Consider the following 11,790-nt stretch of genomic DNA (forward strand, 5'->3'; position numbering starts at 1 on the left):
TTGCCCACAACCGGGTTCCTACTCCGCCCGCGCCTCCGTCAGGGACTCGATTCTGTTGAGGAAGACGACCGGGCCCTTGCGGGGGATGGTGACCGCCGACTCCGAGACGCGCGTGTAGGTCACCGCCTGCTTGAGGTCGCCCTTCAGGAGCGCCTTCGTGCGCGGGTCGGTGACCTCCGGGCGGACGCCCGCGACCGCCGTGCGGCGCTCGCGGTGGTGTGCCGTGAAGAAGGCGAGCGCGCCGCCGTCCTTGGTGCGCAGGGCCGGGGCCGGGAAGCCCGGTGCCTTTTCCGGGGTGTCGATGTACTCGGCCCAGAACGTGGGCGTCCGGGCGAGCTTCGCGCGCTCCGCCCGGATCTGCGTGGTGGAGGTGCCGGGGGCGAAGACATCGCCCGTGCCCGAGCGCAGATAGTCGGTGTACGCGGGGCTGAGTGCCTCCGGCCGGACGGCGAGAGGTTCCTTGTCCTCGCCCGGTACCGCCTGCGCGTAGCCGTCCTTGTCCAGCGCGAACTCCGGGACGCTCCCCTGGTTCAGCAGCGAGAGGTACGCGGCCTTCCACGGCCGGCCCGCGTCGGCGCGGGTGAAGACCAGCAGCCAGCGGTGCTGGTCACGGTTGCTGTGGGTGTCGGCGACGAAGAACTTCGGCCAGCCCGCCATCTTCGGGATCGTGAACCGCGCGTCGTCGAGGACGAGCGGCGGATAGCCCGGGTTGCCGCCCGGCGTCAGCGCGCGCTGCGCGGCCAGGTCGGCCCGGGCTATCTCGGCCGGCGCACCGGTCTCGACCCGGTCCACGAGGGCCGGGTCGAGCTTGCGGTACGCGTCGTTGTAGCCGTCGGTGAAACGGCGGAGGACCTTCTCGGCCTCAGCCTTCCCGCTCACCGCCGGGATGACCGCCCGTTCCCCGTGCACCGTCACGCACCCGGTCGCCGTCGCCGTCAGCAGCACCGGCACCACCGTCAGAATCGCCGCCCGACGCGGGAACACCCGACGCGGGAACACCCGATGCGGGAACCTCATCGCGCTTCGACTCCTCCGTGACTGCCCGGGACGGCGCAACCCTACCCGCCCGCCCCGGAGCGAAGAACACCAGCAGGGTCGGCACCACGTACAGCGCCCACACCCCCACCTGAAGCCATGTCGGGTCCGGCTGGAAGTTGAAGACGCCCTTCAGCAGCGTGCCGTACCAGCTGTCCGCCGGGATCTGCTCGCTGACGTCGAAGGCCCTGTTCCCCAGGCCCGGCAGGACGTCGGCCTCCTGGAGGTCGTGGAAGCCGTAGGCGAGGACGCCCGCCGCGACCACGATCAGCATGGCGCCGGTCCACGTGAAGAACTTCGCCAGGTTGATCTTCAGCGCGCCACGGTAGAACAGCCAGCCCAGCACCACGGCCGTCAGCAGCCCCAGCAGCGCGCCGACCAGCGGCCGCACGCCGTCGTTCGTCGCCTGCACGGCCGTCCAGATGAACAGCGCCGTCTCCAGGCCCTCCCGGCCGACGGCCAGGAACGCCGTGACGACCAGCGCGCCCGTGCCCATCGCGAGCGCCGCGTCGAGCTTGCCGTGGAGCTCCTTCTTCAGATGCCGCGCGGTGCGCCGCATCCAGAAGACCATCCACGTCACCAGGCCGACGGCGATGACCGACAGGGTGCCGCCGAGCGCCTCCTGGGCCTTGAACGTCATCGTCTGCGAACCGAACTGCAGCACGGCACCGAAGGCCATGCTCAGCAGCACCGCCGCCGCGATGCCCGTCCACACCGGCCGCAGGGCGTCCCTGCGGCCGGTCTTGACCAGGTAGGCGACGAGGATGCAGACGACCAGGCTGGCCTCCAGGCCCTCGCGCAGGCCGATCAGGTAGTTGCCGAACACCCGGCATCTCCTCTCAGAAAGGGACCAGCGGTCAGACGAAGAGGGCCTTGCCCCACCAGTCGCCCTTGTCCCGGACGCCCGGCGGGACGGCGAAGACCGCCGAGCCCACGTGCTGGATGTACTCGTTCAGCGCGTCGTGGCGCGAAAGGTTCGTCTGCAGCGGCACGAAACCGTCCCGGACGTCGCGCTGGTACGCGATGAAGAACAGCCCCGCGTCGAGCCGGCCCAGGCCGTCCGTGCCGTCCGTGAAGGAGTAGCCGCGGCGCAGGATCGTCACACCGTTGTTGGAGTCCGGGTGCGCGAGACGCACGTGCGCGTCCGGCTTCATCGCCTTCAGCAGCGGCTCGTCGTGCTCGCGCTGCTTGCCCACGGGCGCGCCCTCGGACTTGTCGCGGCCGAAGACGTCCTCCTGCTCGGCCAGCGAGGTCCGGTCCCAGGTCTCGATGTGCATCCGGATGCGGCGGGCGACGAGGTAGGAGCCGCCGACCATCCAGTCGGGGCCGTCCTTCTGGCCCACCCACACGTGCTTGTCGAGACGGGCGGTGTCGTCGCCCGCGATGTTCCGGGTGCCGTCCTTGAAGCCCATCATGTTGCGGGGCGTCTGGGCGTCGGGCGTGGTCGAGGACGTCTTGCCGAAGCCCAGCTGCGACCAGCGGATCGCCACCCGGCCCATGCCGATGCGGGCGAGGTTGCGGATCGCGTGCACCGCGACCTGCGGGTCGTCGGCGCAGGCCTGGACGCACAGGTCGCCGCCGCTGCGCGCGGCGTCGAGGTTGTCCCCGGGGAAGGCCGGCAGGTCGATGAGGGCCTGGGGACGCCGGGCCTTCAGGCCGAAGCGGTCCTTGCCGTCCTTCTCGAACAGGCCGGGGCCGACGCCGAAGGTCAGGGTCAGCCGGGACGGCTTGAGGCCGAGGGCCTCGCCGGTGTCGTCCGGCGGCAGCTCCTCGTTGGCGCTGATCGCGCCCGCGCCGACCTCGTGCCCGGCGGTCATCGCCGCGGCGGCGGCCGTCCACTCCTGGAGCAGCTTGACCAGCGCGGCCCGGTCGGTCGTCGTCACGTCGAAGGAGGCGAAGTGCAGCCGGTCCTGGACGGGCGTGGCGATGCCGGCCTGGTGGGCGCCGTGGAACGGCACCGCGTCGCCGGTGGACGCGCTGGGGGAGGCGTCGGAGCCGACGCGCAGCGCGGCGGCCGTGCCGCCGGCCGCGGCGGCGCCGAGCGCGAGGCCCGCACCGCCCCAGCCGAGCAGGGCACGACGCGAGGGCGCCCGCCGGGGCTCGGCCCCGGCGCCGGCCTTCGCCTCGTCGGCGGCCTCGCGGGTCGCCTCGGCTGTCGCCCGGTCGGGCGCCCCGGCCTTCGCCTCGTCGGTGACACCACCGGCGGTCGTGGCGGCGTCGGCGGCCTTGGCGGCCTCGGCACCACCGGCGTTCGCGGTGGCCTCGGCGGCCTCAGCCGTTTCCGCGGACCCCGCGGTCTCGGCGGTCGCGGCGCTCGTGGTGGCCTCAACGGCCCCCGCGCTCGTGGCGGCTTCCGCCTCCTCCGCGGCTTCCGAGGAGGAGGACTTCGGGTTCGAGGATTCCGTCATCGTCGTTCCCCCGCCTTACTTCGCGACCGCGGCGGCGAGCTTCGACAGCGGCTCGGACAGCGCGTTCACGGCGTCCGAGAGCTTCTTGCGGTCGTCCTTGCCCACGGTGTCGTACGACTTGAAGCCGTCGCCGTCGCGGTAGTCGCCGAGCGCCTTCTTCACGGCGGCGAACTGCGCGTCCAGGGTCTTGACGAGATCCGCGTCGTTCTTGGCGGCGACCGGCTTCAGCAGCTCGTACGCCTTCTCGGCGCCGTCGACGTTGGCCTCGAAGTCGACCAGGTCGGTGTGGCTGTAGCGCTCCTCCTCACCGGTGATCTTGTTCCGGTAGACCTCGTCGAGGAGCTCCTTGGCGCCGTTGGCCATGCTGGTCGGCGTGATCTCGGCGGTGCCGACGCGCTTGCGCCAGTCCTCGAGGTCCTTCATCAGCTGGTCGGCGAGGGTCTTGTCCTCGTCCGTGACGGCCTTGGCGTCCCAGAGCGACTTCTCCAGCTTGTGCCAGCCGGTCCACTTCTGGTCCTTCTCCAGGCCGTCCTCGCGGACGTCGACCTTCGGGTCGATGTCGCCGAAGGACTCGGCGACCGGCTCGGTGCGCTCCCAGCCGGTGCGGGAGGAGGCGTAGTTCTTCTTCGCCTCGTCGAGGTCGCCCTTCTTGACGGCGTCCACGAACTTCTGCGCGGCCGGGATGGTGTCGTCGGCCTGCTGCTGCACGTACTTGCGGTACTCGGCGACCGCCTTGTCCAGCGCCGGGTCGCTCTTCTTCTCCGCGCCGCCACCGGTGACGGTGATCTTCTGGCGGATGCCGTCGCCCTTCATGCCGGGCTTGCAGGCGATTTCGTACGAACCCGCCTTGATCGTCGCCGTGATCTCCGCCTTGGTGCCCGGGCCTATGTTCTCGCGCTCGGTGACAATTCGGTCATCGGGGGCGTAGACATAAACCTCGGTGACCTTGGAGCCCTTGTTCTCCACATTGATCTTGACGTGCCCGGCCGGGAACGTGGTCTTGGAGACCTCGCACTTGTCGTCGGAGGCCGCCACATTGACGGCGCCGTCCGAGCTCTTCCCGTCGGACTTCTCTGCACAGCCGGACACGGCGGTCAGGGCCGCCACCGCGGCGACGGCGGTGACGGCGGAGGAGCGGAGGACTCGCATGTGGGCTCCAGGCTTGCTCGGAGAGGGCGGATATCGGCCATGGCTCGGTCATGGCCGAAAGAGCATGGCCGAATAAGGCCGCCCTAACTTATCTGAGGCTTGCCTACCCTGTTCCCCACCGGGTGCGTGATTCTGCTCTCACGAGGCAAAATCTCGGCCATCCCGTCTCGGCAGGACCAAAGGTTCTCCCGTGCGTGGATGATCAATTACTTCGATCGGCTGCGAATAGACACGGCTCAGCAATTCGGGCGCGTAGACCCGGCCGGGCGGGCCGTCCGCCGCGATCCGGCCCTCGTGGAGCACGGCCACGCGATCCGCGTGGGCGCCCGCGAGCCCGAGGTCGTGGAGGACGACGACCACCGCGGCCCCGGCGGCCGCGCGCTCCCGGCACACCCGCAGCACCAGCTCCTGGTGGCGCAGGTCCAGCGCGGCCGTCGGCTCGTCGAGCAGCAGCAGCGGGGTGCGCTGCGCGAGCACCCGGGCCAGCGCGACCCGGGCCCGTTCGCCGCCCGACAGCTCCGCGAACGGCCGGGAGGCGAATCCGGCCACCTCGGCGGCGGCCATCGCCTCCCGGACGGCCGGATCGTCCTCGTCCTCGGCGGGCGTTCCGGCCCAGGGGGCCCGGCCCATCCGGACGACCTCCTCGACGGCGAACGGGAACGAGAGCCGGGCCGACTGCGGCAGCACGGCCCTGCGCAGGGCGAGTTCGCCGGCGCTCCATTCGTCCGCCCGACGGCCGTCGACGCGCACCTCGCCGGACTCGGTGGGCAGGTCCTGGGCGAGCGCGGCGAGCAGCGTCGACTTGCCGGCGCCGTTCGGGCCGACGAGGGCGACGACCTCGCCGGCGGCGACGCGCAGGTCGACCTCGGACAGGACGGTACGGCCGCCGAGCCGCACCCGCAGGGCACAGGCCTCGGCCCGTACGGTGCCGAGGGGGACGGGGGAGGGGAGCCGCCGGGCGCGGCGGCGCAGCCCCCGCAAAAGCGTTCTCGTCACGCCCAACCCCCCTGACTCCGTCGGGACTTCCGTAGCAGCCAGAAGAAGAACGGGCTGCCGAGCAGTGCTGTCAGGACGCCCAGGGGCAGTTCCGCCGGCTGGGCGGCCGTGCGGGCCGCGAGGTCGGCGGCGACGAGGACGAGCGCGCCGCCCAGCGCGCTGCCCGGCACGAGGAAGCGGTGTCCCGGGCCCGCCGCCATGCGCAGCAGATGCGGCACCAGCAGCCCGACGAACGTGATGACGCCCGCGACGGCCACCGCCGCCGCCGTCAGCAGCGCGACCACCAGCACCAGCACCATCCGCAGCCGTTCGACGTCCACGCCCAGGTGCCGCGCCGGGCGTTCGCCCAGCGCCAGCAGGTCCAGCTTCCGGGCGTACCAGGGCGCGATCGCCAGCCCCGCCAGGGCGCACGGAAGGACGGCCAGCACCTTGGGCCAGGTCGCCTGGGCGAGGGAGCCCAGCTGCCAGAAGGTGATCTGCGTGATCTGCGCGTTGTCCGCGACGAAGACGCACAGCCCGATGAGCGCGCCCGCGAAGGCGTTGACCGCGATGCCGGTGAGGATGAGCGTCACCACCTCCGTACGCCCGCCCGACCGCGACAGCGCGTACACCAGCGCCACCGTCACCAGCCCGCCCGCGAACGCGCAGACCGTCACCGTCCACGTGCCGAAGAGGCTCAGGCCCAGTGAGATGGAGGCGACCGCGCCCACGGCCGCGCCCGACGAGATCCCGATGACGCCGGGCTCGGCGAGCGGGTTGCCGAACACGCCCTGCGTCAGCGCCCCCGCGCACCCCAGCGACGCCCCGACCAGCAGCGCCAGCGCCACGCGCGGCAGCCGGACGTTCCACAGCACGCTCTCGCCCACGCGGTCGAGGGCCGCGCCCCCGAACCCGGCGCGGTGGAGGAGCGAGCCCAGCACGTCGCCGACGGGGATGTCGTAGGCGCCGAGCCCGGCGGAGAGCAGGCAGAGGACGGCGAGGGCGACGGCCATCGCCCCGCCCAGCAGCACGGGCACGGCGGGACGCGCGCCGGGCGCCGCCCGTGGCACGGTTTCCTCGACGGTGGTCGTCATGTCACGCCCCGCCCTTGTGGATCTGCTCGACGAGGGACTTGAGGACGGCGTCGGTGCGCGGGCCGAAGTTCAGCAGGACGCCGTCGTCGACGGAGGCGATCCGGCGGTCGAGCCCGGCCGGGGTCTGGCCGACGCCCGGGATCCTGAGCAGCCCGTCCACGCCGCCGACCGAGTCCAGGCCCTTGCTCATCACGAGGATCACATCGGGCGCGGCCTTGGCGAGGGCCTCGCTGGTGATGGGCGTGAAGTCCTTCCTCAGGCCCGAGTCCACGCCCGCGTCGACGCCGCCCGCCGCCTCGATGAGCGAGTCGGCCCCCGAGCCCGCGCCGCCGAGGAGGTAGACGGACGCCGAGCCGCGCAGGTAGAGGAAGGCGACGCGCGGTCTCTTCCCATGGGGAACGCCTTGCTTCGCCGCCTCTATACGGCTCTCCGCGCGCTCGCGGAGTTCCGCGCCCGCGGCGGGGACGCCGAGCGCGGCCGCCACCTTGCCGATCCGGGTGCCGACGTCGCCGAGCTTCTTCGCCGGGTCGAGGACGACGAGGGGGACGCCCGCCGCGCGGATCTGGCCGATGGCCTCGGCCGGGCCGGTGGTGGCCTCGGCGAGGACGAGCGTGGGCCGCAGCGAGAGCACGCTCTCCGCCGAGACGTCGTGCGCGCGCGTCACGACGGGCAGCCGGCGGGCCTGTTCGAAGGTGGCGGTGATGTCCCGGGCCACGACGCGGTCGCCGAGGCCGAGGCTGAAGACGATCTCGGAGAGCGAGCCGGACAGCGGAACGATCCGGTCGGCGCCCCCGACGGTGACGTCCCGGCCGTCGGCCGAGCGCACGGTGACGGGCAGTCGGGGCGCGGGCGCCGGCGTGAGCGGTTCGACGCGGTCGGCGGTCGAGGACGCTCCCGAGGGCTTTCCGGAATCCCCGCCCGCCGTGCCGCAGCCGGTGAGGACGACGGCCATGGCGAGCAGGCCCGCGAGGGCGCCGACGAGCCCGCCGGCGAGGCGTGGGACGCGCAACAGGGCTCCTGTCGAGTGCCGTTGAAACACGTTCCCGCCTTTCCGGTGCGGATTCCTCCGGATGGGCTATCCACCCGCTGAGCTGTAGCTTAGGTTAGCCTTACCTTATTCACCATCGCTCCGGAGGGGTTCCTCGATGCTGCCGTCCAGACCTGCCCGCGCGCCTGCCGTCGCGCTCCTCGCGGCACTGCTGACGGCGCTGTCGGTGGCCGCGACGGCGCTCGTCCCGGCCGCCCGCGCGGCGGACGGGCGCGACGCGTCCGGAGCGCGCGAGGTGACCCGGGAGGTGTCCGGCGGGCGGCTCGACTGGGGGATCAAGTCCTCCTTCCAGAGCTATGTCACCGGGCCCATCGCGCAGGGCGGTTGGGAGCTCCAGGGCGGGGCGGCGACGACCGGCGGCAGCCGGTTCCGCTTCCACTCCGCCAAGGGCTCCCACACGCCCGGAAGCGGCGCCTTCGAGGCGGCCTTCTCCGGCGGCGTGCACTTCACCGGGCACCGCAAGCCGGACGGCTCCCATGAGCTGGATCTGACCATCAGCCGTCCCACCGTCCGCGTCGCGGGCGGCGCCGGAACCCTCTACGCCGACATGACGAGCAAGGCCAAGGGCACGGGCGAGGTCACGACCGCCGCCCAGGTGCCGCTCGCCGCCCTCGACGTCTCCGGCGTCGACCTGCGCGGCGCCGGCACCCACGTCGGCCTCGCCGACGTCCCGGCCACCCTCACCGCGCAGGGCGCCAAGGCGTTCGCCGGCTACTACACCCAGGGCACGGCCCTCGACCCCGTCACCCTCTCCGCCGACGTCCTGGCGTCCGCCGACCGGGCGGCGTCACCGAGCGCGAGCACGAGCGCGAGCCCGTCCACGGCGGGGGAGGAAAAGCGGGCGCCCAAGGGCGAGTTCACGGAGGCGGTCGTCGACTGGGGCGTGCGGCGCACGTTCCGCGAGTACGTCACCGGGTCCATCGCCCAGGGCACCTGGAAGCTCGCCGACGGCGCCCAGGACGGCGGCGCGCTCTTCCGCTTCCCGCACGGCAAGGGCACGTACGACGCGGGTTCTCTGGACGCCGCGTTCGCCGGCACCCTCCGCTTCACCGGCAAGCACCTGGACCTCACCCTCGGCGGGGTCACGGTCGCGGTGAAGGACGGCCGGGGCACGCTGTCGGCGGACGTGACGGATGTGACGGATGTGACGGACATGGCGGACGTGACCGGCGGCGGCCGTGCGGCTGCCAAGCGCGTACCGCTCGTCACCTTCGACGCCTCCCGGATCGAGGAGAAGGACGGGCTCGCCGCCGTCGCCGAGGCCCCGGCGAAGCTCACGGCCGAGGGTGCGAGGGCCTTCGGCGGGATGTACCAGGAGGGCACGGACATGGATCCGGTCTCCCTGGCCGTCCCGCTGGACGCCAAGGCCGCGCTGCCGCCGCTGCCGGACCTCGGCACCGCGCCGGGCGACTCCTCCCCGTCCCCGGCGGAGCCGCGTACGAAGTCCGCCGCCTCCTCGGCGGCGTCCGGTTCCGCTTCCTTCCCCGTGGTGCCCGTCGCGGCGGCCGCCGCCGTGGTCGTGGCGGCGGCGGTCGCCACCTTCCTGGTGACCCGCCGACGCCGGACGACGAGCCGCGCGACTCCGTAGACCTTCTCCCTTCCCCCCGAATCCACCAGCACCCCCGACCGAGGAGACAACAGACCATGACCGTCGCCGCACGCCGACGCCCCCTCGCCCTCGCGGCCGCCGTCGCCACGGCCGCCGCGACCCTGGGCGCCACCGCCCTCGCCGCCCCGGCCGCCCACGCGGCGGGCGGGCCGCCGCCGATGACGCTGAAGGACGGCACCCTGGGCTGGGGCCTGAAGAAGTCCTTCCGCGACTACGTCGAGGGCGGCTTCGCCAACGGCGCCATCAAGGTCACCGACGGCGCGCGGCGCGCCGGGGACGGTTCCTTCGCCTTCGCCGACGGCAAGGGCACGTACGACATGTCCACGCACGCGGTCAGCAGCACCTTCAAGGGCGGCGTGCGCTTCACCGGTCACGACGGGGAACTGGACATCACCTTCGCCGACCTGAAGCTCGCGGGCGACGCCGGCGGCAAGACCGGCCGCATCACCGCCGACGTCACGAAGGACGGCGCGACCCAGGACGACGTGCCGATCGCCGCGCTGGACCTGGCGGCGGCGAAGCGCACCATGGGCGCGGGCGGCAAGGTCACGTTCGACGGGATACCCGCGACGTTGACGGCCGAGGGCGCGAAGGTCTTCTCGTATCAGGGCCGTTCCATGTACAAGCAGGGCGCCGAGCTCGACAAGGCGACGTTCACGACGACGGCGGTGACGGATGCCCGGCCGCAGCCCCAGCCGGACCCGAAGCCGGACCCGAAGCCGAAGCCTTCGGAGGACGGCGGGGCGCCGAAGGACGACAAGGCTCCCGGCAAGGCTCCTACCGAGACTCCTGCCAAGGCTCCCGCCAAGGCTCCCGCCAAGGCCGACGACAAGCCCGGCTCCGGAACCGTCGACGACGGCAGGCTCGACTGGGGTCTGAAGAAGTCCTTCCGCGACTACGTCACCGGCGGGTTCGCCCAGGGCAAGGCCGAGGTCTTCGGCGACGCCGCGAAGCTCGCCGACGGCTACCGCTTCACCAAGGCCGCCGGCACGTACGACGCGGCCGCGAACACGCTCGACGTCGCCTTCAAGGGAGAGGTCCGCTTCACGGGCCACGAGGGCCAGCTGGACCTGCGGTTCAGCAACTTCAAGGTCAAGGCGTCCGGTTCCGGCGACGCCACGCTCAGCGCGGACGTGGCCGCCAAGGGCACGGTGACGCTCGCGAAGCTGAAGCTCGACGCGAACGCCCTCAAGGCGCGGGACGGGGTGGTCACCCTCTCCGCCGTACCGGCGACGCTGACCGCCGAGGGCGCGGGCGTCTTCTCGTACGAGGGCCGCGCCATGTACAAGGAGGGGACCGCGCTCGACCCGGTGAGCCTCGCCGTCACGGTCGGCAAGGGTGCCAAGCTTCCGGCCGCCGATGGGCAGGTGGCGGCCTCCGCCGCGGCCGGTGCGCCCACCGGTGGTGGGGGCGTCACCGGCGGCGAGGCTTCGCTCGCGGCGACGGGTGCCGGTGTGCCCACCGGGGCGCTCCTCGGCGGGGCGGGGGCGCTCGTGCTGGCGGGTGGGGCGGCGGTCTATGCGACGCGGCGGCGGTCGGTGCTCGCGAAGGGGTGACGCCCCTTCGCACTGAAACGGCCCGCGCCCCCGGTTACGGTCACCGGGGGCGCGGGTTTCGTTTGCCGGTGCGGGCCGTCGTGGGCGTTGTGCCCACCCTCCCCCAGCTACCGCTGGGAGGTGCCCCCAGCCCTGCGGAACGCCTGCCCACAACCAGTTCACGCACTCAGGGGGAACTCCTCGCCCAACTCCCTGAAGACCGCCGTGTTGAGGGCGAACGCGCGCTTGCACTCGTCGATGACGCGCTGCTTCTCCAGGTCGTCCAGCGGCAGGGCGTCGAGCAGCTCGCGGTACTCGCGCTTGAAGGCGGCCGGGTTGGGGATGCCCTCGAAGACGTAGAAGCGGACGCCGTCGCCCTTGCGGGCGAAGCCCCACGTCTTCTCGGCCGTGCCGCGGATGATCTGGCCGCCGGAGAGGTCGCCCAGGTAGCGCGTGTAGTGGTGGGCGACATAGCCGGCGGGCCAGTCGCGGACGCACTCCTCGATCCGGGCCGCGTACGCCGCCGTCGCGGGCAGGGGCGTGATGCCCGTACGCCACCCGGGGCCGCCGAGGTGGGCCAGATCGCGCTCCAGCTCGCCGGAGCGCGTCAGCTCGGGCCGTATGAACGGGCCGACCACGGGATCGTCGGCGAGGACGCCGGAGGCGGACTCCAGGGCCTGGTACACGAACCAGAGCTGCTCCGTGTAGCGGCGGTAGGCGGCCACCCCGAGGCGGCCGCCCAGCATGTCGCTCATGAACGACGAGTTCTCCGCTTCCGTGTGCTGCTCGTGCGAGGCGGTACGGATGAGCGTGGAGAACGGAGTCGTGGCGGGGGCGTCCAAGGCGGACCTCCGGTGACCGAGGGCGGAAGAAGCAGGGAGAAAACAGGCGGTAACGGGTGCGCCGGAGCGCGCGCCGTCACCGCCCATCCTCCCTA

At 72.7% G+C, this 11,790-nt stretch carries 10 protein-coding genes; 2 read left to right on the forward strand and 8 right to left on the reverse strand.

Annotation, left to right across the window (positions count from 1 at the left end; all coding sequences use genetic code 11):
• Positions 1 to 18: 18 nt before the first annotated feature.
• From ACX9I7_RS29325 to ACX9I7_RS29355, 7 genes are all read right to left on the reverse strand, one after another.
• On the reverse strand, positions 19 to 879 hold the full coding sequence (locus ACX9I7_RS29325; RefSeq protein WP_459389029.1) for a hypothetical protein: 861 nt from the start codon (positions 877 to 879) through the stop codon (positions 19 to 21).
• Positions 863 to 1,861 (reverse strand): iron uptake transporter permease EfeU, encoded by a 999-nt coding sequence (gene efeU, locus ACX9I7_RS29330; protein ID WP_459389030.1) that lies wholly within the window; start codon positions 1,859 to 1,861, stop codon positions 863 to 865. The genes ACX9I7_RS29325 and efeU overlap by 17 nt, the downstream gene beginning before the upstream one ends.
• 31 nt (positions 1,862 to 1,892) lie before the next feature.
• On the reverse strand, positions 1,893 to 3,443 hold the full coding sequence (gene efeB, locus ACX9I7_RS29335; protein WP_459389031.1) for an iron uptake transporter deferrochelatase/peroxidase subunit: 1,551 nt from the start codon (positions 3,441 to 3,443) through the stop codon (positions 1,893 to 1,895).
• A gap of 15 nt (positions 3,444 to 3,458) precedes the next feature.
• A complete protein-coding gene (gene efeO / locus ACX9I7_RS29340) occupies positions 3,459 to 4,592 on the reverse strand; it encodes an iron uptake system protein EfeO (RefSeq protein WP_459389032.1) in 1,134 nt (377 codons plus the stop codon).
• Between the two features lie 138 nt (positions 4,593 to 4,730).
• Positions 4,731 to 5,594: a heme ABC transporter ATP-binding protein gene (locus ACX9I7_RS29345; RefSeq protein ID WP_459389033.1), complete on the reverse strand. Its 864-nt coding sequence runs from the start codon at positions 5,592 to 5,594 to the stop codon at positions 4,731 to 4,733.
• Positions 5,585 to 6,661, reverse strand: coding sequence for a FecCD family ABC transporter permease (locus tag ACX9I7_RS29350; RefSeq protein ID WP_459389034.1), 1,077 nt, complete (start codon positions 6,659 to 6,661; stop codon positions 5,585 to 5,587). Before ACX9I7_RS29350 ends, ACX9I7_RS29345 begins: the two co-directional genes overlap by 10 nt.
• 1 nt (position 6,662) lies before the next feature.
• Entirely contained in the window at positions 6,663 to 7,613 is a 951-nt protein-coding gene (locus ACX9I7_RS29355) for a heme/hemin ABC transporter substrate-binding protein (protein ID WP_459389037.1), read from the reverse strand.
• Between the two features lie 193 nt (positions 7,614 to 7,806).
• Here ACX9I7_RS29355 and ACX9I7_RS29360 point away from each other — a divergent pair, with 193 nt between their 5' ends.
• Both ACX9I7_RS29360 and ACX9I7_RS29365 read left to right on the forward strand, forming a co-directional pair.
• Positions 7,807 to 9,297, forward strand: coding sequence for an HtaA domain-containing protein (locus ACX9I7_RS29360; protein WP_459389035.1), 1,491 nt, complete (start codon positions 7,807 to 7,809; stop codon positions 9,295 to 9,297).
• Positions 9,298 to 9,353: 56 nt separating this feature from the next.
• Positions 9,354 to 10,874 carry an HtaA domain-containing protein gene (locus ACX9I7_RS29365; RefSeq protein WP_459389036.1) on the forward strand — a complete coding sequence of 507 codons (1,521 nt, stop codon included), beginning with the start codon at positions 9,354 to 9,356 and terminating at the stop codon, positions 10,872 to 10,874.
• A 158-nt stretch (positions 10,875 to 11,032) separates the two neighbouring features.
• Here ACX9I7_RS29365 and ACX9I7_RS29370 read toward each other — a convergent pair whose 3' ends face one another.
• Positions 11,033 to 11,695, reverse strand: a complete 663-nt coding sequence (locus ACX9I7_RS29370) for a biliverdin-producing heme oxygenase (protein ID WP_229820185.1) — start codon at positions 11,693 to 11,695, stop codon at positions 11,033 to 11,035.
• Positions 11,696 to 11,790 lie beyond the last annotated feature (95 nt).

This window comes from Streptomyces sp. L500, assembly GCF_054551825.1.

Bases quoted from the DNA above. Each gene is read 5' to 3' on its own strand.
- ACX9I7_RS29365 (WP_459389036.1), top strand. From the start codon at position 9,354: ATGACCGTCGCCGCACGCCGACGCCCCCTCGCCCTCGCGGCCGCCGTC.
- efeB (WP_459389031.1), bottom strand. From the start codon at position 3,443: ATGACGGAATCCTCGAACCCGAAGTCCTCCTCCTCGGAAGCCGCGGAG.
- ACX9I7_RS29350 (WP_459389034.1), bottom strand. From the start codon at position 6,661: ATGACGACCACCGTCGAGGAAACCGTGCCACGGGCGGCGCCCGGCGCG.
- ACX9I7_RS29355 (WP_459389037.1), bottom strand. From the start codon at position 7,613: ATGGCCGTCGTCCTCACCGGCTGCGGCACGGCGGGCGGGGATTCCGGA.
- efeO (WP_459389032.1), bottom strand. From the start codon at position 4,592: ATGCGAGTCCTCCGCTCCTCCGCCGTCACCGCCGTCGCCGCGGTGGCG.
- ACX9I7_RS29360 (WP_459389035.1), top strand. From the start codon at position 7,807: ATGCTGCCGTCCAGACCTGCCCGCGCGCCTGCCGTCGCGCTCCTCGCG.